This is a genomic window from Aquariibacter albus, assembly GCF_014145335.1.
Taxonomy (GTDB): domain Bacteria; phylum Pseudomonadota; class Gammaproteobacteria; order Burkholderiales; family Burkholderiaceae_C; genus Aquariibacter; species Aquariibacter albus.
Window position 1 is genome coordinate 50,041 of the sequence record NZ_JACIVI010000001.1, and the last position, 25,858, is coordinate 75,898.

A 25,858-nucleotide genomic window follows, 5' to 3' on the forward strand; every position below is an offset into this window, starting at 1 on the left:
GAGCCTAAGCCGTGGGCCGGCCGCGCGCTCAGGCCAGGCCCGGATTGCCGTCCACGCCGATCAGGCGCGGGGTGTTCAGGCGGCGCGGCTTGACGACCTTCTGGTCCTTGAGCCAGCGCTCGACCAGCTCCCACACGGGCGGCAGGCCGGCCTTGGCCGCTTCCTCCGACACCGGCGCCCAGCCGGCCACCTTGTAGCTCTTGCCGGCCTCGATGGGCTGGCCGTCCAGGCGCATGTCCTGGATGCGGCGGCCCATGGCGGCGCCGGGCTCGATGGCATACGTCAGGCCGCCGACGCGCACCATGTCGCCGCCCTGCTGGTAGTAGGGGTCGGCGTTGAAGAGGTTGTCGGCCACGTCCTCCAGCACGGTCTTGATCGTCTCGCCGCTCATGGGCGTGACGGTCGCGTGGGAGTAGGTGGTGGCCAGCTGGTCCATCATCAGCTCGCGGGTGATGGCCTGGCCCGGCAGCAGGCTGGTGCCCCAGCGGAAGCCCGGCGAGAAGGCGATCTGCGCGCCCTGGGTCTCGATCAGCGCGTCGCAGATCAGCTGGTCCCAGCTGCCGTTGAAGTTGCCGCGGCGGTAGAGCGTGCCTTCGGTGGTGGCCAGCACCTCGTTCAGCTTGGCCTCGTAGGGCGCGCGGATCTTGGCGATCTGCGCGGCCATGGCGGCGTCGGCCGGCAGCATCTTCGAGAACACGGGCAGCAGGCGGTACTTGAAGTCGCTGACCTTGCCGTCCACGACCTTGAAGTCCATCACGCCGAGGAACTTGCCGTTGCTGCCGGCATTGGTCACCAGGGTCGTGCCGCCAGGGTTCTTGACCGGCACCGCCACCGGCACGCCGTCGTGGGTGTGGCCGCCGAAGATCGCGTCCACGCCGCGCACGCGGCTGGCCATCTTCAGGTCCACGTCCATGCCGTTGTGGCTGATCACCACGACCACCTGGGCCCCCTTGCCGCGCGCCTCGTCGACCATGGCCTGCAGGTTCTCGTCCTGGATGCCGAAGCTCCAGTCGGCCACCATGTAGCGCGGGTTGGCGATGGGCGTGTAGGGGAAGGCCTGGCCGATGATGGCGCAGGGCACGCCGTTGATGGGGCGGATCACATAGGGCTTGAAGACGGGGTCGCCGAAGTCGGTGGTCTTGACGTTCTGCGCGACGAAATCCACCTTGCCGGCGAAGTCCTTCTCCACGATCTCCTTGACCCGCTCCATGCCATAGGTGAACTCCCAGTGGCCGGTCATCACGTCCACGCCCAGCAGCTTGCAGGCGTCGACCATGTCCTGGGCGTTGGTCCACAGGCTGGTGGCGCTGCCCTGCCAGGTGTCGCCGCCGTCGAGCAGCAGGGCACCCGGGCGGCTGGCCTTCATGCGCTGGACCAGGGTGGCCAGGTGGGCGAAGCCGCCGACCTGGCCGAACCTGGCCGCGGCCTTCTCGAAGTCGTTGAAGGCCAGGGCATGGGCCTCGGCCGTCCCGGGGCGGAGGCCGGCCTGCTTCAGCAGGTGCTCGCCGACCAGGTGCGGCACCTGGCCACGCATGCTGCCGATGCCCAGGTTCACGCTGGGCTCGCGGAAATAGATGGGCAGGAGCTGCGCATGGCAGTCCGTCATGTGCAGGAAGGACACCGCGCCCGGGCCCTTGAAGGCCGGCGGCAGGTCATACAGCGAGCCGGCTGCCGCCTCCGCCGAGGCGTGGCGGGCCAGCGGCAGGCCGGCGGCGGCGGCAAGGCCCAGCAGTCGGACGAAATCGCGTTTGGACAGATTCATGGCAGCGGCCTGACGCCCTGAAGGGCGCACAGAAAAGAGGGGCCCGGGACGGGCCCCGAATCACGAGGAGAAGAAGGGGCTCCGGTCGCAGCGCAGCTCGCGCCGGCGGGCGGCCGGGCTCACTGGTTGACCGGGGACTTCGGGTCCAGCAGCAAGGCCATCACATGCTTGATCTGCTGCTCGGTGAGGATGCCGGCGTGGCCGGCGCGGGGCATGGCGGAACAGGCGTTGTAGGCCTTCGCATTCCACAGCTTGCCCCAGGTGTATTCGACGATGGCCCTGGACGCCGGATCGGCCGGGTCGGCCACGCCACGCAGCTTGCCGTACTGGTAGAGGCTGGGGCCGATGGTGCCGAAGGACAGCTCGGCCTTGCTGATCTGGTGGCAGTTGTAGCAATTGCCGCCGTTGGCTTCGCCGGCCTTGTCCGTCCAGGTGTTGCCACGGCCGCTCTGGGCGATCTTCTCGCCCTCCTTCCAGTCGCCGAGGAACTGGCCATCCTTCGGCCACTGGATGGTCTTGAAGTTGGCGGCTTCGAGGGCCTGGGTCTGGGCTGCCGTCAGCGGCTTGCCGCGGGCCTCGGCCTGCGAGCAGGCGGCATTGGCCTCGTCCTGCTGCAAGCGCGCGACGGTGGCGATGCCCTTGTCGCTGAAGGAGGCCTGCATCATCGCGGCGGCCTGGGCGTCCAGCTCGGCCGGGCTGGGCCCGGTCGCGCAGGCGGCCAGCCACAGGGCGGCGGGGAGGGTGGCGGTCAGGGATTTCATCGGGGCGTCTCCTCAGCGCTTGATCGCCGGGGCGATCGATTCGGCGCCCTTGGCATTGAGGCCCATGTAGCTGGCCAGGGCGATCGTCACCTCCGAGCCGAAGCCCGGGTAAGGGAAGCGCTGCTGGCGGAAGCAGTCGTTCAGCCGCCGCTGCATGCCCCAGAGCTGGCCGGCCGACACGCGGTAGGCCGGCCAGGCGGCGAAGCCCACGCCGTCGCCCGGGTTCTTGCGCAGGTCCGGCAGATCCTGCAGGCGGATGCGCTGGCCTTCCGCGCCGTGGCAGGTCGCGCAGGCAAAGTCATAGGGCCCGCCGCGGTAGAAGAAGGCGCGCTTGCCCAGCTCGTACATGCGCTGCTCTTCCGGGTGCGCGCTGGGCAGGTTCATCTTCATGCCGCGCGATTCGGCGCTGATCCAGGCCACCAGGGCCTCCAGCGTCTTCTGCTCGCCCTTGCCGAACTCGGTCTTGGCGATCTCGTCGGCCTTGAAGCCCTGCAGGGTCTCCATGCAGCTCAGCAGGCGGGATTCCAGGTCCTGCACCCGGCCGGTGTCGGCGAAGAAGCGCGGCAGCGTGACGAAGGCGCCCTTGACCACGCCCTTGCCCTGGCCCAGGTCGCAGCCTTCCAGGCTGGCCTTCTTTGGGCCGCGGGCTTCCTTCCAGAGCGACTCGCCCTTGAGCTCGAAGAGCTCGGCCGGGTTGCCGTCCTCCAGCATCTTGCGGTATTCGGCAATGCCGTCGGCCGTCGACTTGGCCGGCGCGGCTTGCGCGCTGACCGGGGGCGGGCCGGCCAGCAGCGCGGCGCCGCCCGCCAGGGCCAGGGCCGTGGCGATCAGGCGCAGGCGCGGGGCCCGGGACGTCTTGCTGGGTGCCATGTCGTGTCTCCTCGTGCGGCCCCGGTCGGTGCTGGGGCGGGGTGGGCCGTCGTCTTGGCGACGGCGCTCGGGCGGCGTGGTCCCCCTGCGGAGGCAGCCGGGGCTGGCGTGCCGCCGGCCCCGGGCAGGGCGCGGGATCAGGACACGGTGGCTTCGTCGGTGCGGCTGTCGCCCTTGTTGTCGACCCAGCTCACGGCGATCTTGTCGCCGGCCTTGGCGCCCTTGACGGCGAACTGCAGGTAGGGGTTCTTGGAGATCGCCGGGCCCCACTGGGCCTCCATCACGACCTTGCCGTTGTGCTTGGCGGTCACGCTCTGGATGAACCAGGCGGGAATCAGGGCGCCGGACGCGTCCTTGCGCTGACCGGTCTCCATCTCGTGGCTCATCAGGACGCGGACGGTGGCCTTGTCGCCGGCCATCTGTGCGCGGATCTTCATCGGATCGGCCATGGGGTAACTCCTTGAATGGGTGAAACGTTCGGGGATGTCGGGGAGGGTCGGCGGCTCAGGATGTGAGCTTGGGTTCCCACGGGCGCGCGGAGCTCGCCCGGTTCGCCAGGCACGCAGGCGTCCGCAGGGACGCCCACGTCTCCGGGCTCACCCACCGCAGCCGCCGAGGGTGACCTTGACTTCCTTTTGCGCGAACAGCACCTTGCCATCGGCCATCAGGGCCACGGCATAGACGTTGGAGGACTGGCCCATCTTGGCGCGGGTCTGCACCGCGGCCTCGACGCTGTCGCTCACGTCGAACTTGGCGGTCAGGATCGAGGGGTTCTTCTCGACCAGGATCAGCATGCTCTTCACGCCCGCCAGGCTGGTCGAGGCACCCAGCGGCACGACGGCGCCGTTCTCGGCGATGTCCGGGCCGGTGATCGTCACGTCCTTGCTCTCGACCGGCGCGCCGGCACCCAGGGCCTTCATCAGGTCGGCCATGGTCTTGGCGTCGAAGGCAGCCTTGTTGTAGTCGGCGGCCAGGGCGAGGCCGGGCAGGCTCATCAGGCCGGCGCTGGCCAGCAGGCCGGCCACGGTGGCGCTGCGTTGCAGCATCTGTCGACGGGTTTGCATCGTTGCTCCTTGGGATCCTTGGAAATCAGGCGGCTGCGGGTGGGGCCGCGGTCGGGGCCGGGGTACGGCGGCTTGGGGGCTGAGATCAGGGCTTGGCGGCGCCAGCGGCCAGCCAGCCGGCGATCAGGCGGGCCTCGTCGTCGCTGAGCGACTGCGGCGGCATCGGGATGTTGCCCCAAACGCCGGCGCCCCCCTGCTTGATCTTGCCGGTCAGGTAGGCGACCGCGTCGGCGCGGCTGCCGTGTTTCTTCGCGATCTCCTGGAAGCCGGGGCCGACCAGCTTGTGCTCCATGCCGTGGCAGGCCGTGCAGCTGTTCTTCTGCGCGAGCGCGACCGCAGCGGCCGTGCCGGCCTCCGCGGCGGGCTTGGGCGCGGCGGCAGGGGCCGCGCTGCCGGGGCGGCTGGTGTTCAGGCCCTTCTGGGCGCCGACCGCGCGCTGCTGCTCCGCCAGGTTGCCGTGCGCGTCCATGGCATGGGCCGGCAGGAAGGAGGCGATCTTGGCCTCCGCCGGGCAGTTCTTCATGCAGGCCGAGCCCTGGACGTCCGGCTTGCTGTGGCCGCCGAATTCGGGGCCGGGCCACAGGCCGTGCACGGTGTTGACGCCGGCGCGGTTGGGCAGGCGCTTCTGCACCTCGGCGATGTTGCGGTCGGACAGCACGAAGTCATCCGGCAGCACGCCGCCCATGTTCAGCAGGTAGGCCGTGACGGCGTAGACCTCGTTGGGCTTGAGGGACTTCGGCTGGTTCCACGGCATGGCGCGGTGGATGTAGTCCCACAGCGTCGAGACACTGGAGACCTTCATCAGCGTGGTGCGGCCGGGGAAGCCGGGGTCGGTCAGGCGGGCGACGCGGCCGGTCTTCACATCCTCGGCGGTCGTGCCGCCGATCAGCGGCGAGAACACTTCATTGCTCTCGCCGAAGATGCCGTGGCAGGAGGCGCACTTGCCCTCCCAGACGTCCATGCCGAGGGCGACCGAGCCTTCGCCGGGCGGCAGGCCCTTGAAGTCGGGGCGCACGTCGATGTCCCAGGCCTGGATCTCCTTGGCGGTCGCGCCGCGGCCGATGCCGGGGAAGTCCGCCGGGGCGGCCGCGGCGGCCCGGGCCTTGGGGGCGGCCTGCGCATGCAGCGCCGGCGCGGTGGCCAGCAGGGCCGCCGCGAGCAGGGCGGCCTGCAGCGGGCGCATCGCCTTCTCAAGCGAGCTGGACATTCTTCACCTCCCCGCTTTCCTGCACATGCCAGGTCTGGATGGCGTTGTTGTGATAGATCGAGCGCGAGCCGCGCACGGCGCGCAGCGCGGTGTAGGTCGGTTGCACGTGGCCGGTCTCGTCGGTGGCGCGGCTCATCACCAGCGCGGGCTTGCCGTCCCAGACCCAGTCGGCGTTGAAGCGCGTCAGGCACTTGCTCATCACCGGGCCCTGCAGGCGGGCGGGCCGCCAGTTGCGGCCGCCGTCGACCGAGACGTCGACCTGGGTGATCCGGCCGCGACCCGACCAGGCCAGGCCGGAGACGTTGTAGTAGCCCTTGTCCAGCAGCACCTGGCCGCCCGAGGGCGTGGTGACCACGCTCTTGACCTCCTGCAGCGAGGTGTACTGGCGGTGGACGCCGCCGGGCATCAGGTCGATGTAGTGCATGACCTCGTCCTTGGCGCCATAGGGCTGGTCCCCCAGCTCGATGCGGCGCAGGTACTTCACCCAGCTCACGCCCTGCACGCCCGGCACCACCAGGCGCAGCGGGTAGCCGTTCTCCGGGCGCAGCATCTCGCCGTTCTGGCCGTAGGCCAGCAGCACCTCGCCGCTCTCGATCAGCGACATCGGGATGGTGCGGGTCATCGAGGAGCCGTCGGCGCCCTCGGCCAGCACGAAGCGGCCGCGCTTGAGGTCGGCGCCGCAGAGGTTCAGCACATGGATCAGCGGCACGCCGGTGAACTCGCTGCAGCTGATCATGCCGTGGCTGTACTGGCAGGTCGGCACCGCGACATTGCCCCACTCCATGCCGGTGTTGGCGCCGCACTCGATGAAATGGAAGCGGCTCACGCTGGGCAGGCGCATCAGCTCGTCGAGCGTGAAGACCATCGGACGCTTGAGCATCGTCTCGTCCGAGCCATTGACCATCAGCCGGTGCTTGGAGGGATCGATGTCCCACCAGCCCTGGTGGTGGCGCTCGAAGTGCAGGCCGCTGGGCGTGACGATGCCGAACAGGCTCTGCAGCGGCGCGAAGCTCACCGAGGCCTGGGCCGTCTGCGTCAGGCCCGGGCTGGGGCGGCGCTGGACGTTGGACTCGTACTTCGACGGTTTGCCGTAGCCGTCGGTGACCACCGGCTGCCCCAGGCCGGTGGTGTGCGCCGGCAGGTTCAGGATGTTCGGATCCCCGCCCTCGGGCGGCACCGGGTTGGCCGCCGCCTGGGCCGATGAGGCCGCGGCGGCACCGCCCCCGGCCAGGGCTGCGGCAAAGGCGCTGCGAATGAAATCACGTCGGCCATCGCGGGCCTCGGCCTTCACGCGCTCGATGCCCTGCGCGTCCAGGAAGTTCTCGGGGGCCTTGAGCAGGCGGCCCGAGGCAGGCTTGTCCATCGATGGTCTCCTCGCGGCTGCTTGAAGCAGCAAATCACAATATAAGCACGCGCAAATATTAACCAAAGGCGCATGGCGGGTGGCCCCGGGTGTTCCCGGGCGCCGGGATCGTGGGGGCGTCAGGCGCAGGTCAGCGCCCTCCGGCAGCGGGCTTCATGCCTGCATCGTTATGATTCGATGGAAGGGCACCCCGCCCTGCGCAGCGCGTCCGGCCCCTCGTCCGGCGCCTGGACCGAGCCGCGGAGACCTTGATGAGCACAGCCCTGGAAGCCGACCAAGTCTTTGAGTCCGCGGCCGAGCTGTTCTCGCTGCTGGCCACGCCGATCCGGCTCAAGCTGATCAGTGCGCTGTGCCGCGAGGAGAAGAACGTCTCCCAGCTGCTCGCCGAGATTGAGACGACCCAGCCCAATCTGTCGCAGCACCTCGCCACGCTCTACCGCACCGGCATCCTCGGCCGGCGCCGTGAGGGCACCCAGGTCTTCTACCGCCTGGTCAATGAGCAGGCCGCCACGCTCTGCCGTGCGGTCTGCACGCAGATCGCGATGGACCTCGCCGAGCAGCCGCCGGCTCCGGCCCCGGTCCCGGTGGCGGTGCCTGCCGAGCCGGTCCGGCGCAGCCGCCGCAAGGCCTGAGTGGGCGCCCCGTCCGGCAGGGGCTGCGCCGGACGCCGGGCGCGTGCCGCGATGGCCTAGGCGTTTTCACGGGCATCGTCTACCACCCTTCGGGTGGATTTCCCGGTGGGGGCTCCGCGAAGATCGGCGGCCGCTGAACGGAGCCGGCCGTGCGGGGCGCATGCCTGCGCCCGGTCGGTCCGCCAGGCTCAGACCCTGATCCCCTGCCTTCCATGACCTCACGCCTGACGCGAGTCCAGCCGGCCCGGCTTCGCGCCGGCCGCTCCCTCGCCCTGCTGTTGCTGGCCCTGCCCGCGGCCCTGGCCTGGGCGCAGCGCCTGGAGGTGCACCGCTCGCATTCGCGCCTCGTCGAAGTGCCCTTCGATGTGGCGAGCATCGCCGTGGGCAGCCCCGGCGTGCTGCGGGCCACCGCCATCACGCCGCGCCGCGTGCTGATCAACGGCGGCCGCACCGGCGCCACCTCGCTGATGTTCTTCGGCAAGCAGGGCCAGTTCGAGGAGCACCGGGTCTTCGTCACCCACGACGTCAGCGCGCTGCGCGAGCAGCTGCTGCGCCTGGACCCGCGCATCCGCATCGACACCGACCCGAACCGCAACGCCCTGGTCCTGACGGGCACCGTCCGCACCGAGCAGCTGCGCCGCCGTGCGCTCGATGCCGCGCTCAGCTTCGTCGGTGACGCGAGCTACCAGATCCGCGAAAGCCGCCAGGTCCTCAGCCGCAGCACCGCCACGCCCGGCGCTGCGGCGGCGGCCTCGGCCGCCGAACCCGGCCTGCCCCAGCTCGATGACGAGGACGAGGAGGGGGCCGCCGAGGCCGGGGCGGGCGGCATCGCCCCGCAGCCCGTCACGCCGCGGCCGGCCGCCGGCGAGGCCGGCCGCGACCTCAGCACCACCATCACCCGCGTGCGCGAGCTGGGCGAGGGCGCGCCGCAGATCATCGACCTGCTGCATTCCGAGGAAGTGCTGGCCACCCGAGCCCTCCAGCTCGAAGGCCTGCTCGCCGCGCTCGACCCGAGCCTGAAGGTCAGCGAAGTCAACACCGTGCTCCACATCAAGGGCACGGTGGCCAACCCCACCGTCCACGCCCGGGCGCTCTCGCTGATCGAGAGCTTCGTCTCCGACGGGGCCTACCGCCCCAACGGCCTGCGCCCGATCGCCGACCGCGGCGGCATCCTGGTCGCGGGCCGCGACCCCTACACCGCCGGGGTCGGCGGGGTGGGGGGCGCCGGCGGCGCGGGCGGGTCGAACCGCAGCCTCGGCACGGCCGGCGGCGTCGGCGTGGGCGGCGTGGCGGGGCTCGGCGGCGCGGCGGGCGTGGGCGGTGTTGGCGGCGCGGCCGCCCGCCTGGGCCTCTTCCGCCCCTCGCCGCCCAAGGGCAACATCAACCAGAACCTGTCCCGGGCGGACAGCGTGCTCATTGCCGAGGGCAAGGCCCTGGCCCTCATCAAGGTCCGCAGCCAGCCGCGGGTCGAGGTCAAGATCCGGCTCGTCGCGGTGGACCGCGACCTGACCGACCAGATGGGCATCAACTGGCGCATCGACGGCTCGCGCGTGGCCGTCGGCAACCTGACCGGCGGGGTCGTGTCCACGCTGCCCGGAGGCGCCCCGACGGGCAACAACTTCACCACCGGCAGCAGCACCACGAGCAACAACACCGTCGCCAACAGCATCAATGTCGGGGCGGCCAACCTCGTCGGCCTGCTGCAGATCGGCAGCAAGATTTCCATCTCCGCCTTCCTGCAGGCCGTGGAGCAGAAGGGCGCGGCCACCTCGCTGTCCGAGCCCCTGCTGACCGCCGTCAGCGGCGAGCTGGTCACCTTCCAGGTCGGCGGCGAGATTCCCCTGCCCGACTCCAACACGGCGATCACGACCAACTCGGCCCTCGGCGGCACGACCACCACCAACGCCACCAGCGTCTTCTTCCGGCCCTTCGGCGTGCAGCTCTTCCTGCGCCCCACGGTGCTGGAAGACGGCCGCATCAGCCTGGTGCTGGACCAGCGCATCTCCACCCCCGACTTCGCCCGCACCATCACCATCGGCGGCAACCCGGTGCCCTCCTTCAGCCAGCGCACCGTCCAGACCCTGACCGAGACCGCCGACGGCGAAACCTGGGCCGTCGCCGGCCTGATCAGCTCCGAGGACAGCCAGGAGCTGAGCAAGGTCCCCTTCATCGGCGACCTCCCGGTGCTGGGCCGCCTGTTCCAGTCCAAGACCGGCCGCAAGGCGCGCAACGAGCTGATCATCACGATCACCGCGCGCAAGGTGCCGCCGCAGGAAGAGGACGCCCCGGTCCTGGGCGGCGCGCTGCCTCCGTCCGCCCCGGACGCGGCCGAGACCCTGGCGCCGGGCGAACGCCTCGAGCCGCGGCCCACGCCGGGTGCCCCGGCACCTGCCCTCGCCCCGCCCGCAGGACCGGACCCCGCCGCCCCGGTGTCGGCCGCGCCGCGGCTCGAGCCGGTTCCGGCCCCGGAAGCCCGGGCCCCGTCCCCGCCGGCAACGCCCGCGCCCCCGGTCGCCGCGCCGCCTGCCGTCGCGCCGCCTGCCGCTGCGCCTGCGGCCCGGCGTGAGCTCCGCCCCACCGCCCGCACGCTCGAGGGCCTGGCGCCCGAGGCCCTGGAGGCCGTTCGCGCCCGGGCCCTCGGGGCGGCTTCGGCGCCCGGGGGCCGGCCATGAAGCGCTTCAGCCTGCGCCGGGCGGCTGCCGCGGACGAAGCCCGCCTCGGGATCCGCGGGCGGCCCATGCTGCTCGGCCTGCTGGCCCTGCTGCTGCTGGTGGCTGCCGGCCTGCTCTTGCTGCGCGAACAGCGCGAAACCACCCGCCGCAGCACGCTGCTGGCCGAGGCCGAGAAGGTCGCGGCCCAGTCGGCCGACGGCCCCAGCGTGCTGGCCGCCTGCCAGGCCGTGGTCCAGCAGCTGCCGGAAGCCATCGCCCACCACGCGGCCGACCCCCAGGCCCAGGCCGAGCTCGGCCGCGCGCGGCGTGCCCAGGGCCAGTGCCTGGCCAAGCTCAAGCGCTACGCCGAGGCCATCACCGAGCTGCGCGCCGCCATCGAGCTGCGGCCCGAGTACGCCCCGCTCTATGGCGACCTCGCGCTCGCCCAGTCCCGCAACGGTCAGCACCTGCCGGCCCAGCGCACCGCCCGGCTGGCCGTGCAGCTGGACCCGCAGGTCTGGCAGGCCCATCGCCTGCAGGCCCGCGTGCTCGACGCCGCCAGCAGCCCGCTGCCCGCGCTGCGCGCCTACGACGAGGCCCTGCGCCTGGCGCCGCCCGACCAGATCCGCCCCCTGGAGGATGAAGTCGGCCGCATGCGCCAGCGCCACGGCCTGGCCGCACCGGCGGCGGACGCCGACGCCCGAGGAGCCCCCCGATGAACGCCACGCTGCCCTGTCTCGCCCTCGTCCTGCTGCTGCAAGGCTGTGCCGGGCCGCGCGCCCGCCTGCCCGTCCCGCTGGACGCGCCGCCCCAGGCCCAGCCCGAATGGCTGGCCGTCCAGCACTGGCAGCTGGGTGCGGCGCGCCAGGCCGCCGAGATCGCGCAGGCCCTGCAGCAGGCCGGGCTGGCCGGCCGGCCGCTCGCCGTCGCGGCGGCGCAGCCCGACAGCCCGCTGGCCCGCGCCTGGCAGGGGCTCCTGCAGACCGAGCTGCACCGCGCCGGCCTGCGCGTACAGCCCGAGGCGACGCTGCAGGTGCAGACCGAGATCCAGCTCTTCGGCTTCGCCCCCGGCCGCGCCAACCAGGGGCCGGTCGCCGCGCCGGACGATCTGCTGAACCGCCCGATTCCGCAGCACGAGGCCCTGCTGCACACCCGTCTGCGCGAGGGCAGCGGCCCCTGGCTGCTGCATCGCAGCCAGGCCGTCTACCTGCGCGACGAGGACCTGGCGCTCTACCGCGCCGCGCCCGGCGTGGCGCCCGCCCGCACGGTGCCCGTCCTCGCGCGCTGAACCTAGGAACCGGCCATGCCTTCCGCCCCTGCTTCCCTTCCCGGCCGGCGTGCCGGCCTGGCCGTCCTGCTGGGCCTGGGCCTCGCGCTGGCCGGCTGCGTCCTGCCGCCGCAGGCCGCTGGCGTCGACCTGCGGGCCACGCCGGCCCTGCCGCTGAGCCCCGATCCGCTGACCCGCAGCAGCGAGCAGGCCGGGGACGAGCTCGCCGCCGCCTGGCGCCAGGCCGGCCTCGGCCGCGGCGAGACCCTGCTGGTCAGCAGCCTGGTCGCGCTGGACGACCTCAGGACCTCCTCGCCCCTCGGCCGCCTCGTGGCCGAGCAGGTGGCCGGCCGGCTGGCCCAGCACGGCCTGGGCGTCAAGGAGCTGCGGCTGCGCGAAGGCCTGGTGATCCGGGCCGACCAGGGCGAGCTCATGCTCTCCCGCGACGCCGCCGAGCTGGCGCGCCAGCACCTCGCCCAGGTGGTCCTGATCGGCACCTACACCCGCTCGCGCGAGGCCACCCGCATCAACCTGCGCCTGGTGCGGCTCGACGATGCCCGCGTGCTGGCCGCCAGCCAGTACGCGGTGGCCGTCGACGAGCGCACCGAGACGCTGCGCCGCGTGCCCGACGGGCCTGCCACGACCCCGGCCGGGCGCGGCACGCTCTACGACGCGATCCGCGACTACGACCGCCGGCAGCCGCCGCTGCGCTGAAGCCCGCATGCGCGTCCTCATCGTCAGTGCCCAGGAGCTGTTCCGCCAGACCGTCCAGGCCGCCTGCCTGCGCTTCGGCGAATCGATGATCAGCCTGCGGACGACCGACAGCCTGGGCCAGGGCCTGGAGCTGGCCGAGCAGTTCCAGGCCGAGCTGGTCGCCCTCGACCTGACCCGCAACGTCGAGGCCGGCATGCTGGCCCTCGCCCAGCTCGCCGCCCACCCGAGCCGCCTGGTGGTGGCCAGCATCGACAAGGCCAGCACCGACGTGATGGCCCGGGCCGTGCGGGCCGGCGCCCGCGAGTTCCTGGCCCAGCCGGTGCAGGACGACGAGGTGCATGCCGTGCTGCGCAAGGGCCTGCGCCTGGTCACGCCGGCCGGGGTCGAGGCCCCGCCGGCCCGCCGTGGCCGCATCCTGGTGGTGTTCTCCAGCAAGGGCGGTGTCGGCAAGACCACCCTGGCCTGCAACATCACGGTGCGCCTGGCGCAGCGCCTCGGCGAGGGCCGGGTCGCGATGATCGACGCCAACACCCAGGCGCCGAACGTGGCCCCCATGCTCGACCTCCGGCCCGAGCGCTGGCTGCGCGACGCCGTCGAGCAGTACCGCCGCCTCGACGGCGACATGCTGCGCCAGATGATGACGCCGCACGACAGCGGCGCCCTGGTGCTGGCGCACTCCTCGGACAACCCGCTGGGCCTCGATTTCGAGGAGGACCAGCTCGGCAAGATCCTGCTGGTGGCCAAGAGCCACTTCGACCATGTCGTGGTCGACACCTTCCCGGTGCTGTCCAGCCTGAACCTGGCGGTGATGGACCTGGCCGACGACATCCTGCTGGTCACCGAGCCGGTGGTCCCGGCGCTGCGCAGCGCGCGCTACAACCTGCAGGTGCTGCGCCAGGCCGGCTACGGGCCCGAGCGCATCCGCCTGGTCGTCAACCGCTTCTCGCGCTTCAGCGGCAATGTGCCGATCGACCTGGTGGCCGACACCCTGGAATGGCCGGTCGAGGCCGTGCTGAACTACGACGTGAACGCGACCATCGCCGCCAACAACGGCCGGCCGGTGGTCGACATGTTCCCCGAGTCGCTGATCGCCCGCGACATCGGCCAGCTGGTCGACACGCTGGTCGGGGCCTCGCCCGCCGGACCCGGCCCCCGTGCCGGCCTGGGCGACCGCATCCGCCGCTTCCTGCGCGGCTACTGAGCCCGGGCCCGCGATGAATCCCTCCGATGAAGCCCTGCCCAGCCTCCGCGATGCGCTGCGTCGCAGCGCCAGCGGCGGCAGCGACTTCCTGGGCGAGCGCCTGCGCTCCCTGGCCCAGACCCAGCGCGACAGCCGGGTCATCGCGGACGGCGCGGGCATGCTGCCGGGGGTCGGCCCCTCGCACAGCAGCTACAGCCAGGTGCGGCATCGCCTGCACCGGGGCCTGCTGGAGGTGCTGAACCCGCAGGCGGTGGCCCAGGCCGGCATGCCGCAGATCCAGGCGGCCATCGAGGCCTACCTCGACGACGCGCTGGCCCGCGAAAGCCTGCCGCTGTCCCGTGCCGAGCGCGATCAGCTGGGCGAGGACCTGCTCTACGAGGTCATCGGCCTCGGTCCGCTGTCGCCGCTGATGACCGATCCGACCGTGGCCGACATCCTGATCAACGGCCCGCACCAGGTCTATGTCGAGCGCCACGGCCTGCTGGAGCTGAGCGAGGTCCGCTTCCACGACAACGAGCACCTGATGCTGACCATCGAGCGCATCCTCGCGCGGGTCGGCCGGCGGGTCGACGAGTCGCAGCCCATGGCCGATGCCCGCCTGCCCGACGGCAGCCGCGTCAATGTGATCGTCCCGCCGATCGCGGTGCACGGGCCCAGCATGTCGATCCGGCGCTTCATGCGCGAGGTCTACGGCATGAAGGAGCTGGTGGCCGGCGGCTCGCTCACCGCCAAGGCGGCCGAGTTCCTGCGCCTGGCCGTCAAGGCCCGGCTCAACATCATCGTCAGCGGCGGCACCGGCTCGGGCAAGACGACGATGCTGAACTGCCTCAGCAACCACATTCCCGAGGGCGAGCGCATCCTGACCGTCGAAGATACCGCCGAGCTGCGCCTGAACCACCGCCACATCGTCACGCTGGAGGCGCGTCCGGCCAATGCCGAGGGCCGCGGCCACGTCAGCATCCGCGACATCGTCCGCAATGCGCTGCGGATGCGGCCCGACCGCATCATCGTCGGCGAAGTCCGCGGCGGCGAGGCGCTCGACATACTGCAGGCCATGAACACCGGTCACGACGGCAGCCTGGCCACGCTGCACAGCAACAGCCCGCGCGACACCCTCGCGCGCCTGGAGACCATGATGCTGATGGCCGAGGTCGAGCTGCCGCAGCGCGTGCTGCGCGAGCAGGTCGGCTCGGCCCTGGACCTCATCGTCCACCTCGGCCGCTTTGCCGACGGCTCGCGCCGCGTGACCCACATCACCGAGGTGGTCGACGTCGACAACGGCACCGTGCTGACGCAGGACCTCTTCCTCACGCGGCGCGAGGGCGAGCACATCGTGATGCGCGGCCAGGGCATCGTGCCGGCCGCCGCACGCGAGTTCCACGAACGCGGGGTCGAGCTCGACCCCGCGCTCTTCCAGCCCTGAGGCCTGCCGGCCCGCCGCCGCGATGATCGAGCTGCTGATCGGCCTGCTCCTGCTGCTGGCCCTGGCCCTGCTGGCCCTGGTGGGGATCGACCGTCGCCGCGAGCAGCGCCTGCGCGAGCGCCTGGCCGACCGCATCCTCGACACCGCCACCGGCGAGGACGATTCGTTATGGCGCGATGCAGCCGACCTGCTGCAGGTCGCGCGCATGCAGGCCCTGCTCGCGCAGTCGCCGGTCATGCGGCGGCTCTCGGAGGCGCTGATCCGCGGCAACGTCGCCCTGGGCTTCGGGCAGGTGCTTTCGCTGCTGCTCGGCCTGGCCGGGGCCGGGGCCGGTCTCGGCTATGGCCTGGGGCGCCACCTGGGCTTCGGCCTGGCGGGCGGCCTCGTGCTGCCGCTGCTGCTGTGGGTCGGCCTGATGCTGCGCGCCGAGCGTCGCATCGCCCGCCGCGAACGCCAGCTGCCGTCCTTCTGCACGCAGATGCTGTCCGCGCTGCGCACCGGCTCCACGCCGCTGTCGGCCCTGCAGGCGGCCGCACGCACCGCGCCCGAGCCCCTCGGCCGCAGCCTGCGCGAGCTGATCGATGCACTGCAGCTCGGCGTGCAGCCGGCCAGCGCCTGGCGCGACTGGGCCCAGCGCTGCGGCGGCGACCATGCCCGCGTGCTCGCCACCGGCATCCGGCTGAAATGGGAGGCCGGCGGGCAGATGAGCTCCATGCTCGAACACATCCTCGAATCCATGGTCGCCCGCGAGCGCATGCTGCTGCGCGTGGGCACGCTGACCGCCCAGGCCAAGATGGGCAGCTATGTGCTGAGCCTGCTGCCGCTGGCCTTCATGCTCTTCAGCTGGAAGGTCAACCCGCGCATCTTCGACTTCATGCTGGCCGATCCGATCGGCCGGGCCGCGCTGTGGATCGGTGCCGGCCTGGTCGAGTACCGCGTCACCCAGTGGATCAACAGCACCTCCGGCCGGCTCGGCCTGTCCGTGCTCGGCGGTCTGATCGGCTACGGCATCAGCCGCCTGACCGGCCGCACGCTCAATGCCTCGATCGGCGTCGTGCTGGCCTCGGCCGTGGCCAGCGTCGGCCTGAGCTACCTCAGCCTCACGCGCCGCCGGCAGCGCCGCGAGCGCGCCATCCGCAAGGCCCTGCCCGATGTGCTCGAAATGCTGGCCGCCATCATGGAAGGGGGCACGGCCTTCGACGCCGCCCTGCAGCACATCGTGCGCGAGGCCGACCTCAGCCATCCGCTCTACCTGGAGCTGTCGATCACGCTGGAGGCCATGCGCCGCGGCCGCCGCCGCCACGAGGCCCTGCGCCTGCTGGCTGCGCGCGTGAACCTGCCCCAGGTCGCCGAGATCGTCGCCGGCCTGACCCAGGCCGACCAGACCGGCTCCTCCACCGCCGACGTGCTGCGCCACCACGCCAAGATGCTGTTCCGCGAGTACGAGGCCGAGGTGCAGCGCCGCGCCGAGCGCCTGCCCATCAAGATGATGTTCCCGATGATGTTCACCATCATGCCGGCCATGCTGATCGTCACCGGCTTTCCCAGCTTCCTGCGCCTCTACCGGGTGCTGGAATCCATCTTCGCGGGGCGGGCATGAGGCTGGGCCGGGTCATGCTGCACCCCGCCGCGCGCGAGGCCCGGCCGCGCCCGCTGGCCACCGCCGTGGGCCTGGCCGACGGCTGGTGGAGCCGGCTGCGCGGCCTGATGGGCCGCCCCCCGCTGCAGCCCGGGCAGGGCCTGTGGATCCGGCCCTGCCAGCAGGTCCACACCCAGTTCATGCGCGCAGCGATCGACGTGGTCTTCCTCGACGCCGAAGGCCGTGTGCTGCGGGTGCTGCCGGCGATGCGGCCCTGGCGCGTCTCGCCCTTCCTGCGCGCCGCGCGCGAGGTGCTGGAGCTGGCCGCTGGCGAGGCCGACGGTCTGCAGCCGGGCGACCGCCTGGTCTTCCAGCCCCTGGCATGAGCCCCGTCGGGCTGCAGCGCCTGCCGGCGGCGGCCCTGGTCTTCCTGGGCCTGGCGCCGGTGCTGACCGGCCTGCCGATGCGGCCTGACCCCTCCTTCCCGCGCGAGGCGCTGGCCTGCCTCGCCGCCGGCCTGCTGCTGCTGGCCCTGGCCCTGCGGCGCGGGGGCTGGCGGCCGCCGGGCGGCCGGGTCCCGGGCCTGGTGCCGGCTCTGCTGGCCGGGCTGATCCTGCTGCTCGCCACCCTGCCGGCCCTCGGCGAGGGCGCGGCCAGCGCCGCCGGCTCCCTGCTGCTGGCCCTGGCCCTGCTGTTGGCCGCCAGCCGCCAGCGCGATCCGGCCGCCTTGCTGCAGCCCCTGGCCTGGGGCCTGCTGATCGGCAGCCTGGCCAGCGTCGCCGTGCTGCTGCATCAGTTCCTGCTGCCCTGCGCGGCCGATGGCCTGCTGATCGCCCAGGCCCCGCCCGGCCGGCCCTACGGCAACCTGCGCCAGCCCAATCTGATGGCCAGCTACCTGCTGCTGGGCCTGCTGGCCGGCGTCCTGCTGGCGGCACGCCGGCCGGTCGCGCCGTCCGGGGCCGGGCTGCTGGCCGGCAGCCTGCTGCTGGTGCTGGGCCTGGCCCTCACCGCCTCGCGCACCGGCCTGCTGGCCTTGCTGCTGCCCGCGGCCTGGGGCCTGTTCGACCCCCGCCTGCCGCGCCGCCTGCGCGGCCTGCTGCTCAGCCTGCCGCTGCAATACCTGCTGGCCTTCGGCCTGCTGGCCCTGCCGCCGCCGCCCGCCCTGCCGGCCGATGCGCCGGCCGCCTGCCGGGCCGCGGCCGAGGGGCGGCCCGCCGCGCCCGCCTCCGCCGAGGAAGAAGCCCCCGAGCCCCCCGCACCCACCTACCGCGGCCTGCGGCGCCTGCAGGCCGGCGGCGATCTCAGCAGCGGCCGCCTCGCCATCTGGCAGGACAGCTGGACCCTGGCCGCCCGCCACCCCTGGACCGGCGTCGGCTGGGGCCGGCTGAACCTGGCCTGGTTCTTCGAGGAGGGCATGGTCCGCCGCGTGGGCGTGCTGACCCATGCCCACAGCCTGCCGCTGCAACTGGCCGTCGAGCTCGGCTGGCCGCGTGCCCTGGCGGTGCTGGGCCTGCTCGGCCTGAGCCTGTGGGGCGTGGCCCGGGCGGCGCGTCGGGGCCTGCCCGCCACCGCCGCCGGGCTCATGCTGGGCGTGCTGCTGCTGCACAGCCTGCTGGAGTACCCGCTCTGGCACGCCTTCTTCCTGCTGCCCTTTGCCGCCTTGCTGGGCCTGGCCCTCGCGCCGGACGAGGCGCCCGGGCCCGCGCCCGGGGCCGATCCGCCCCCGGCCGGCCTCAGCCGCCTGGGCTGCGGCCTGGCCGGCGGCCTGGCCCTGCTCGGTCTGGGTCTGGCCGTGCCGCAGCATCGCCAGATCGAGGCCTTGCTTCGCCTGCCGCCGGCGCAGCGCGTCGAGGCCGCCCGCGCGCTCCGGGCCCAGGGCAGCCTCTACCCGCATCACCTCAGCCGGCTGGAGCTCACCGCCCGCGGCGCCCGGCCGGCGCCCGAGGCCTTCGGCCCCGCCCTGGCCAGCGGCCTGAACCCGGCCCTGCTGCGGGCCTATGCCCTGGCCCTGCAGCGCAGCGGGCAGGAGCCGGCGGCCCGCTTCGTCGCCCAGCGCCTGCGGCAGTTTCGCGATCCGGCCGTCCAGGCGCAGTTCCGGGACTGCGACCTGCCCGACCCGCCGGCCGCCTTCCGCTGCCAGCGCGAGCCGGTGGTGCTGGACTGGCGCACGCTGCCCGGCCTGCGGCCCTGAGGCCGGAGGCCGCGGCCGCTCAGCCGCCCTGGACCGACACGATCACCAGGCCGATCACGGCCAGGCCCAGCAGCACCTGCACGATGCGCAGCACGGTCTTCATCACGTTTCTCCTTGGGGGGTGGGGGGAAGGTCGCCATCGCCCGCGCAGGCCGAGGGCAGGGGGAGGCCCGGCGTGCGCCGGGCGTGGTCGATGAGGGGCTGCAAGGCCGCCCCCTCCTGCCGTGCGCCGCGGCACAGCCGGGCCAGGAAGGCCTGGCGATGCGCCGGGTAGAAGGCCTGGGCCCGGTCCAGCGCCGCCCGTGCCGCTTCCGCCTGCCCGGCGCGCTGCAGCAGCGCGGCGCGCCGGTAGAGCCCGCGCGAGCCCGGCCGCCAGGCCAGGCTGCGCGCATTGCGGGCCAGGTGGGCGTCCAGCGTCGTCGGATCCAGGCCGCGCGCATCCAGCGGCAGCAGGTCGTCGAGCACCGAGTCCGCCACCGCCTGGAAGACCGGATGGGCCCGCCCGGCGTGCAGCACCCGCGCCTGCTCCGCGGGTGGCAGCGCCTCGCGCCAGGGCCGGTTCAGGGCGAGGAAGGCCGCCAGCGTCCAGGCCAGCAGCAGCGCGCCGAGCAGGCCGCCGACCGCCAGCAGCCGGCGTGCGGGCACGGACAGGTCCGGTGCCGCCGGCCCGCCCAGGCCCAGGCCCAGCAGCAGGGCGATCGGGCCCAGCAGGTGGGCCACATGCGTCGGCAGCTCGATCAGGCAGGCCGCAGCCGCCGGCGCCAGCAGCAGCAGGGGCAGGGCCTCGGCCGGCTGCCGGCCGGCCCGGCCGAGCCGGCGCAGCCAGACCGCCAGCAGCCCCAGCAGGCCCAGGCCCGCGCCCAGGCCCAGCGTGGCCAGCAGATGCAGCGGCAGCTGGTGGGCGTGGGTCGTGTAGCGGAAGTTCGGCAGGGCATGGGCCCGCTCGGCATGGAAGGCGGTGTAGGCGTCGAAGCCCAGGCCGGTCCATGGCGCGCTCTGCCAGGCCGCCCAGGCGCTGGCCCACATCGGCAGGCGCAGCGCCCAGGCGCTTTCGGCCCCGCGCGCGCTGGCCGTGCCCAGGCCCGGCCCCTCGCCCGCCAGGGCCTGGGTCAGCGGCGGCAGCGCCCAGGTGGCCGCCAGCATCAGCGCCAGGGCCAGCAGGCCGCGCCGGCGCAGCGCGCGCCGCAGCCCGTCCGGCCCGGCCGACAGGCCCAGCGCCACCCCCAGTGGCAGGCCGGCATAGACCAGTGCCGCCCGCTGGGTGGAGAGGGCCAGGCCCAGCACCAGCAGGGCCAGCGCGGCCAGGCCGCGGCCGCTGATCCAGGCGCCGGCCCGGCCGCCCAGCCGCCCGCGGGCGTCCAGCCAGAGCAGGGCGGCCAGGGCCCAGCCCAGCGTCAGCACGTAGTGACCCTGATGGCGCAGCTGGCCGGTGGCGGCCTGGGCGCTCTTGCGGTCGCTGTAGAGCAGCCAGCCCGGCAGGGCCTCGGGGGCCAGCACCTGCACCGCGCCCAGCGCCGCATTCAGCAGGCCGGCCAGCAGCAGGGCGGCGGCCACCGCATCCCACAGGGCGCCACGCTCGGCCACCGCATGGCGCCAGGCATGGCCGGCGGCCAGCAGCAGGCCGGCCCAGGCCAGCATGGCCGTGGGCGCGGCATGGTTCAGGGGGTAGACCTGCGGCACCCCCAGCGGCTGCAGCGCGACCCAGGCCGCACCCTGCAGCGGCAGGCCCGCCAGCGCCGGCCAGCGCCCGGCCGGCCCCAGCAGCAGGGCCAGCGCGCCGCCCAGGCCCAGGGCCATCGCCAGCCACTCGCTCTCGAAGAACTGCATCGGCGCGCCATGCAGCGGCTGCAGCAGCGGCAGGCTCAGCAGGCCCAGCAGCAGGGCCGGCCCCAGGCGCCCGGCGGGACCCGACGGGGCCGGCAGGACGGCGGTCGGCATCAGTCCATCACCGCCGTCGTCATCCGGCGCTCCGTGCCCTCGATGACCTCGACCAGCTTCGGGTCGCGCAGCGCGCGCACCACGCGGTCGTCGGCTGGCGTGCTCTCGCTGACCCGCCGTGCCTCGGCAAAGGGCTTGTAGACCACCTGCAGCCGCTGGCCCGCGTTGATCGCGATCTGCAGCTGCGGCGCGTCCTCCTCATGCACCTCCAGCGCGGCCAGCGGCGCCGGGGGCGGATTGCGCCGGTTCGGCGGCGTGCGTGGCGGGGCGGGGGGCGCATTCACCACCCGCACGTTCTGCGCGATCAGCACCGCCGACATCGTCGGCGGCGGCCCGCCCGCGGCCGCGCCGCCGCGGTTGATCGCGCCCCCCGCCCCCGGCTGGACGCTGTTGCCCACTGCGTTCAGCGAGCCGCTGCCCCGGCCCCCCGGGGCGGCCGGCGCCGACAGGGCGTAGATGTCCACCACGTCGCCCTCGCGCATCTGGCCGGCCACGCCGGTCAGCGCGCCCATGTCCATCACCACCATGCGATGGCCCGGCGCCAGCAGGCCCGAGAAGCCGCGCGGCGCCCCGGGCGGCGCCAGCTTGCCCTCGCTGAAGTACTCGCCCGGCCGCAGCGCCTGGCGCGTCACCCGGCTGAGGATGCCGTTGGGCTGCAGGATCGCGTCCTCCGGCACCGCCTCGGGCCGCAGGTACATCGGGCGGATCAGGCCATTGCCCTCCATCTCCGTGCCCTTGCTGATCGCCCGCGCCGCCACCGGCACGGCGATCGTGCCGGGCGGGCGCGGCGGCGTCGCCGGGGCGGGCGGCGCGGTGTTGCGGGTGAAGAACCACAGCGCCGCCCCCAGGGCCAGCACTGCCGCGCCGGCCAGCGGCAGGAGGAGGGGGTTGGGGCCGCGGCGGCGGCGCTGGGGCGTGGTGGCCATGGGGCGCTCGGTGGGGGGAAAGGGGCAGCCGCCGGGGGCTCAGGAACAGGCCTGGCGCGACACGCCGACCGCGCTGGCGGCCGGGCTGAACAGGCTGCGGGTCTCGGTGCAGCCGCGGAAGGTCTTCCACGGCACCTTGAAGTAGCTCGGGTTGCCGGTGGCTGCGCCCTGGCTGACGACCTCGGCGCCCAGGCCGCCCGCGCCGCCGATGCCCAGGTCCAGCTGGTCGAGCAGCGTGGGATCGACGACGGCCCGCTCGTCGAAGCGGCCCGTCGGGAAGGCGCTGAAGAAGCTGTGCCGGTAGCGCATCACCACCCGGATGTCGCAGGCCAGCGGGTAGGGGCGGCTGGTGGCCTGGCTCCAGCAGCGGTCGGCCGGGGCGCTGCGGCGGTCGCAGGGGCAGTCTTCCGCGTCCGTGCAGGCGGCGAAGCCTTCGCCGGCCGCCACGCATTGCAGCTGGAAGGTGGCCAGCGGCGGGCCGGCGCTGACCAGGCCGTTCGCCCCGCCCTCGGCCACCTGGGCGAGCCGGACATCTCCCGTGCCCGGGTCCAGCCGGCCGGGCAGGCGCAGCAGCCAGCGGACCGCCGCGGCATCGCAGACCACCTCGTTCAGCGCGGCGTCCGTGCAGCGCGTCTGGTAGAGGTTGCGCACCGCGTTGTGCAGCGGGGGCAGGGCCGAGAACAGACGGTCCACGCAGCGGGCCTGCAGCACCCCGCCCGGGGCGCAGGCGGTGATGTCCAGCGGCTTGGGGTTGAAGAGGTAGTGGTCGGCGTCGAGCCGGTGGCTGGCCTGGCTGGGGTCGCTGAGCAGCGGGTCGCAGCGCGCGGGGTAATCGGCGTCGCCGGCCTCGTGGTCGGGCAGGCCGGGGTCCGGCGTCGTGCAGTCGGCATCGTCGCAGCTCGGCATGCTGAAGCCGTCCACCTCGTGGCTGCCGAGCCCGCAGTAGCCGGGCACCGTGGCCGTGCCGCTCGGCGGGTAGGCGCCGGCTTCGTCGCAGGCCGCGCTGCCGGGTGCGCTGCCGGCCGTGACGGCCGCGCTGGCTGCGCAGATCTCGTGCAGCACCGGCCGCAAGGGGCTGCTGGCCGCCTCGGTCTGCGCGAAGCGCTGGATCGCCTGGGCCCAGCCATCGCCCGCCGTCTGCACGCCGTCGCGCAGCCCGCGGGAGGCCAGGGCCGCGGTGCCCAGCTCGATGCCGCCGACGATCAGCGCCATCAGCACCAGCAGCACGATGGCGAACTCGATCAGCGCCTGACCGCGCAGGTCGCGGCGCGCACGGGCCGAGGGCAGGCGGCGCGGCGGCATGGCCTCAGGCCAGGCCCAGCGCGCCCCGCACCGCAGGCTGGCGGCCCAGCTGCCAGACGATGACCATCAGGGTGCCGGCCGCCAGGGCCACGCCATAGGGCATGCGCAGCGCGCCCTGGCTGCCCAGGTCCCAGCCCAGGGTGCGGAAGCCGCTCAGCCACAGGCTGCGCGCCATGAAGCGCAGATTGCCCAGCACCTTGGCCAGGCCACCGGCCCGCCAGGCCAGCGCCAGGGCCCACAGGCCGCCGAACAGGGCCGCATTCAGCAGCGCGAAGACCGCGCCGATGGGCCCGAGGAAGAAGCCGATGACCATCATGAACTTCACATCGCCCGGGGCCAGCTGGCGCAGCAGCATGGCGGGCGCGGTCAGCACGAAGCCGATCAGCATGCCCAGCAGGCCGAAGCCCAGGGCCTTGGCCACCAGCAGCAGGCCGCCGGGGGCGGCATGCATGACGATCACGCCGCAGGCGTAGAGCAGGCCGGCGAGCAGCCAGTCGTTGGGGATGCGCTGGCTGCGGTGGTCGGACCAGGCCACCAGCAGGCTCATCACGGCCAGGCCGCCGAACATCCAGAAGGCCAGGCCGGTGGTGAGCAGGTGGGAGACGGTTGCGCTGTCAGGCATGGGGGTCGGCCGCGTCGGGCCCCGGAAGCGAAGCAACCCGCCCGGCGGGAACCGAGCGGGCTGCGCATGCTAGGCACCGGGCGGCGGAAGCCGCCCCGGGCTAGCCCTCGGGAGAAATGCCCGATTACTGGGCGTTCCAGCCGCCTTCTTCCGCGCTGTAGTACGACGAAGTACCCAGCGTGCTGTTCAGGGTGTAGTTCTCCGCATCTGCACCCGACACAGCGTCACGCGACGCGAAGACCTCCTCGCCATTCGCGTTCTGCTCAGTGCCCACCAGACCATCACGGTCCAGACGAACCTGGCCGGTTTCGCCCGCCTCACCGCCCGGCAGGTGGTTGGCCATCCAGGCGTAGAGGTCGCCGGTCTTGTCGCCCAGCACGACGACGGCGAGGTAGGACACCGCGGCGATGCCGCCGAGGGTGATGCCGTACTCGACCATCGACTGGCCTTCTTCGTCCTTCAGGAACTTCTTGATGGATTGCAGCATGGGTGTCTCCAGATTTTTTGGGTTGAATCGCCCCCGGGGATCCGATGGGTGCACTGCGTGGCCGCCGGGGCGCCGGCCACGCAGGCGGCAGCACGGGCCGCCGCGGTGGGGAGGCCGTGAGGCCCGACGCATGACACCCACCCTTAGGAGGGGTCCGCCCCGACTTGCGTGCTGTGATAAGGCAGGTGGCGTGCCTGCCGGGAGGAGTGCCCGGGTTTGCCCCAGGCGCTGGTCTGCAAGTCCTTGTTTCGCGGGAGTTCCTCCCGGAGTTCTTCCCGGGCTTGCTGGGAAACCCTCAACCTGGGCGCTGGTTGCCCTGCAACCAGCGCGGCAGCCAGATGGCTGTCAGCAGCCATCGGCGGCCTGAGGCCCGGCGGCCGCAGCTTTTTGTCAGCCAGGCAAGCAAATGTGTGAATCCGGTAACAGGGCTCGCCGGTATCCGGGAGGTGCAACGAGCGATCGATGCGCACCGATCCCAAAACAAGCATCCGGAGCGTCCATGAGCCTCACCTCCACCCTGACCAGCCTGACCACCCCGCTGCCCCTGAGCCTGCCGGTGCTGCCCACCGCCGTGACCAGCGTGGTCGATGAGCTTGAGGCCGCGCTGCCGGCCACGCTGCCCGCGCTGTCGCTGCCGGTTGCGCTGCCCAGCCTGCCGGCTGCGCCGAGCCTGCCCTCGCTGCCGGTGGACCTGCCGGTCGACCTGCCGCTCAGCCTGAACACGCTGCCGGCCCCGGATGCCCTGATCGCCCAGCTTGAAGCGGCCGTGATCGACCTGAGCGCCCAGCTCGAGTCCCTGCTCGGCGCGCTGCCGGCCGACCTGCCCGTCGACCTGCCCGGCCTCGGCGACCTGAACGCGCTGATCGACGAGATCCAGGCCATCGTCGACGCGACCGTCGTGCCGCTGGTGGCCGGCGGCGTGGACCTGCTCCAGGACGTGGTGGATGGCGTGCAGGCCCTGCTCGCCAACCCCAGCCTGAACGCCCTGGCCGCCGGGGCCAGCGACCTGCTGCACGCCGCGACGGCCGCCACCGGTGGCGCCCTGGTGCTGCTGGACCTCGAAGCCTTCGACCCGCTGCTGGATCTGGCGGCCGGCGAGATCGACTTCGTCGCCGACACCCTGGGTGCGGCCCTGGCGCCGGTCCTGGTCGAAGCCCCGCAGCTGGCGCCCGTGGCGGCCTCGGTCGATCAGCTCCTCGGCGTGGCCTCGGCTGCGGTTGCCGGTTTGAACGAAGCCGCGGCGCCCCTGGTCGTCGGCGGCCTGGTGCTGGCCAATGACGCGGTTGCCCTGGTGGATGCCACGCTGATTGCCGTGGACCCCCTGCTGAACACCTTGGATGGTCTTGCGGCCGGCCTGCCCACGCTGCCGGCCCTGCCGGCGGCCCCGTCGCTGGACGATGTGCTGGGCCTGCTGCCCACCGGTGCCGGCCTGCCCGCGCTGCCGACCCTGCCGGCGGCCCCGTCGCTGGACGATGTGCTGGGCCTGCTGCCCACCGGCGCAGGTCTGCCCGCGCTGCCGGCCCTGGACCTCAGCGGTCTGCCCGCGCTGCCGAACCTGGACCTCAGCGGTCTGCCGGCCCTGGCGGGCGTGGACGCGTCGGCCCTGGTCGCCCTGGTCGACACGGCGGTCGGTGCCGCCAACGATCTGCTGGGCGGCCTGCCTGCGCTGCCGGATCTGCCGGCGCCGCTGGCCGGCGTGGTGGCCGAGCTCGATGCGGCGCTCGACCCCCTGCTGTCCCTCAACAGCACCAGCGTTGGCGTGAGCCTGGACGCGGTCGCCACCGCCGACATCGCGCTGCAGCTGCCGCTGATCTGATTTCAACCGGTGATCGTGGGCTGGCTCCGAAGGGGGGCCGGCACCCCTGGGCCGTCCGGCGCAAGCCGGGCGGCTTTTTTTC

23 protein-coding genes are annotated in these 25,858 nt (G+C 73.3%); 11 read left to right on the forward strand and 12 right to left on the reverse strand.

The window, feature by feature from the left end:
- Nucleotides 1-28: 28 nt before the first annotated feature.
- The 7 genes from soxB to soxC form a co-directional block, all read right to left on the reverse strand.
- Complete coding sequence (gene soxB / locus H4F90_RS00240) at nt 29-1,762, reverse strand: thiosulfohydrolase SoxB (protein WP_182660347.1); 1,734 nt, start codon at nt 1,760-1,762, stop codon at nt 29-31.
- A gap of 119 nt (nt 1,763-1,881) precedes the next feature.
- Complete coding sequence (gene soxX / locus H4F90_RS00245) at nt 1,882-2,523, reverse strand: sulfur oxidation c-type cytochrome SoxX (protein WP_182660349.1); 642 nt, start codon at nt 2,521-2,523, stop codon at nt 1,882-1,884.
- A gap of 12 nt (nt 2,524-2,535) precedes the next feature.
- Nucleotides 2,536-3,393 carry a sulfur oxidation c-type cytochrome SoxA gene (gene soxA, locus H4F90_RS00250; protein ID WP_182660351.1) on the reverse strand — a complete coding sequence of 286 codons (858 nt, stop codon included), beginning with the start codon at nt 3,391-3,393 and terminating at the stop codon, nt 2,536-2,538.
- A gap of 137 nt (nt 3,394-3,530) precedes the next feature.
- Nucleotides 3,531-3,842, reverse strand: coding sequence for a thiosulfate oxidation carrier complex protein SoxZ (gene soxZ, locus H4F90_RS00255; protein ID WP_182660353.1), 312 nt, complete (start codon nt 3,840-3,842; stop codon nt 3,531-3,533).
- A gap of 147 nt (nt 3,843-3,989) precedes the next feature.
- On the reverse strand, nt 3,990-4,457 hold the full coding sequence (gene soxY / locus H4F90_RS00260; protein WP_182660355.1) for a thiosulfate oxidation carrier protein SoxY: 468 nt from the start codon (nt 4,455-4,457) through the stop codon (nt 3,990-3,992).
- 85 nt (nt 4,458-4,542) lie between these two features.
- Nucleotides 4,543-5,640, reverse strand: coding sequence for a c-type cytochrome (locus H4F90_RS00265; RefSeq protein WP_182662911.1), 1,098 nt, complete (start codon nt 5,638-5,640; stop codon nt 4,543-4,545).
- 7 nt (nt 5,641-5,647) lie between these two features.
- A complete protein-coding gene (soxC, locus tag H4F90_RS00270) occupies nt 5,648-7,027 on the reverse strand; it encodes a sulfite dehydrogenase (RefSeq protein WP_182660357.1) in 1,380 nt (459 codons plus the stop codon).
- Nucleotides 7,028-7,278: 251 nt separating this feature from the next.
- Between soxC and H4F90_RS00275 the strand changes: the two genes are divergently transcribed.
- The 10 genes from H4F90_RS00275 (at nt 7,279) to H4F90_RS00320 (ending at nt 18,685) form a co-directional block, all read left to right on the forward strand.
- Nucleotides 7,279-7,659: an ArsR/SmtB family transcription factor gene (locus tag H4F90_RS00275; protein ID WP_182660359.1), complete on the forward strand. Its 381-nt coding sequence runs from the start codon at nt 7,279-7,281 to the stop codon at nt 7,657-7,659.
- A 212-nt stretch (nt 7,660-7,871) separates the two neighbouring features.
- Complete coding sequence (locus H4F90_RS00280; protein WP_182660361.1) at nt 7,872-10,331, forward strand: pilus assembly protein N-terminal domain-containing protein; 2,460 nt, start codon at nt 7,872-7,874, stop codon at nt 10,329-10,331.
- Complete coding sequence (locus H4F90_RS00285; RefSeq protein WP_182660363.1) at nt 10,328-11,029, forward strand: tetratricopeptide repeat protein; 702 nt, start codon at nt 10,328-10,330, stop codon at nt 11,027-11,029. Before H4F90_RS00280 ends, H4F90_RS00285 begins: the two co-directional genes overlap by 4 nt.
- Nucleotides 11,026-11,598, forward strand: a complete 573-nt coding sequence (locus H4F90_RS00290; RefSeq protein WP_182660365.1) for a hypothetical protein — start codon at nt 11,026-11,028, stop codon at nt 11,596-11,598. The genes H4F90_RS00285 and H4F90_RS00290 overlap by 4 nt, the downstream gene beginning before the upstream one ends.
- 15 nt (nt 11,599-11,613) lie before the next feature.
- Nucleotides 11,614-12,291 carry a FlgO family outer membrane protein gene (locus H4F90_RS00295; RefSeq protein ID WP_182660367.1) on the forward strand — a complete coding sequence of 226 codons (678 nt, stop codon included), beginning with the start codon at nt 11,614-11,616 and terminating at the stop codon, nt 12,289-12,291.
- A 7-nt stretch (nt 12,292-12,298) separates the two neighbouring features.
- Nucleotides 12,299-13,492, forward strand: a complete 1,194-nt coding sequence (locus H4F90_RS00300; protein WP_182660369.1) for an AAA family ATPase — start codon at nt 12,299-12,301, stop codon at nt 13,490-13,492.
- Nucleotides 13,493-13,505: 13 nt separating this feature from the next.
- On the forward strand, nt 13,506-14,915 hold the full coding sequence (locus H4F90_RS00305; protein WP_182660371.1) for a CpaF family protein: 1,410 nt from the start codon (nt 13,506-13,508) through the stop codon (nt 14,913-14,915).
- Nucleotides 14,916-14,937: 22 nt separating this feature from the next.
- Nucleotides 14,938-16,515 carry a type II secretion system F family protein gene (locus H4F90_RS00310; RefSeq protein ID WP_182660373.1) on the forward strand — a complete coding sequence of 526 codons (1,578 nt, stop codon included), beginning with the start codon at nt 14,938-14,940 and terminating at the stop codon, nt 16,513-16,515.
- A 14-nt stretch (nt 16,516-16,529) separates the two neighbouring features.
- Nucleotides 16,530-16,880, forward strand: a complete 351-nt coding sequence (locus tag H4F90_RS00315; protein WP_182660375.1) for a DUF192 domain-containing protein — start codon at nt 16,530-16,532, stop codon at nt 16,878-16,880.
- Nucleotides 16,877-18,685 carry an O-antigen ligase family protein gene (locus H4F90_RS00320; protein ID WP_182660377.1) on the forward strand — a complete coding sequence of 603 codons (1,809 nt, stop codon included), beginning with the start codon at nt 16,877-16,879 and terminating at the stop codon, nt 18,683-18,685. Before H4F90_RS00315 ends, H4F90_RS00320 begins: the two co-directional genes overlap by 4 nt.
- Before the next feature lie 102 nt (nt 18,686-18,787).
- Here H4F90_RS00320 and H4F90_RS00325 read toward each other — a convergent pair whose 3' ends face one another.
- The 5 genes from H4F90_RS00325 to H4F90_RS00345 all read right to left on the reverse strand — a co-directional run bounded on the left by H4F90_RS00325 (nt 18,788) and on the right by H4F90_RS00345 (nt 23,960).
- The gene (locus tag H4F90_RS00325; protein WP_182660379.1) at nt 18,788-20,623 is read right to left on the reverse strand and encodes an O-antigen ligase family protein; all 1,836 of its coding nucleotides are present in this window, start codon (nt 20,621-20,623) and stop codon (nt 18,788-18,790) included.
- A complete protein-coding gene (cpaB, locus tag H4F90_RS00330; RefSeq protein ID WP_182660381.1) occupies nt 20,623-21,549 on the reverse strand; it encodes a Flp pilus assembly protein CpaB in 927 nt (308 codons plus the stop codon). Before cpaB ends, H4F90_RS00325 begins: the two co-directional genes overlap by 1 nt.
- Before the next feature lie 39 nt (nt 21,550-21,588).
- Nucleotides 21,589-22,851, reverse strand: coding sequence for a TadE/TadG family type IV pilus assembly protein (locus H4F90_RS00335; RefSeq protein ID WP_182660383.1), 1,263 nt, complete (start codon nt 22,849-22,851; stop codon nt 21,589-21,591).
- Between the two features lie 4 nt (nt 22,852-22,855).
- Entirely contained in the window at nt 22,856-23,473 is a 618-nt protein-coding gene (locus H4F90_RS00340; RefSeq protein WP_182660385.1) for a prepilin peptidase, read from the reverse strand.
- 124 nt (nt 23,474-23,597) lie between these two features.
- Nucleotides 23,598-23,960, reverse strand: coding sequence for a Flp family type IVb pilin (locus tag H4F90_RS00345; protein ID WP_182660387.1), 363 nt, complete (start codon nt 23,958-23,960; stop codon nt 23,598-23,600).
- Nucleotides 23,961-24,459: 499 nt separating this feature from the next.
- Between H4F90_RS00345 and H4F90_RS00350 the strand changes: the two genes are divergently transcribed.
- Nucleotides 24,460-25,776 (forward strand): hypothetical protein, encoded by a 1,317-nt coding sequence (locus tag H4F90_RS00350; RefSeq protein ID WP_182660389.1) that lies wholly within the window; start codon nt 24,460-24,462, stop codon nt 25,774-25,776.
- The last annotated feature ends 82 nt before the right edge of the window (nt 25,777-25,858 follow it).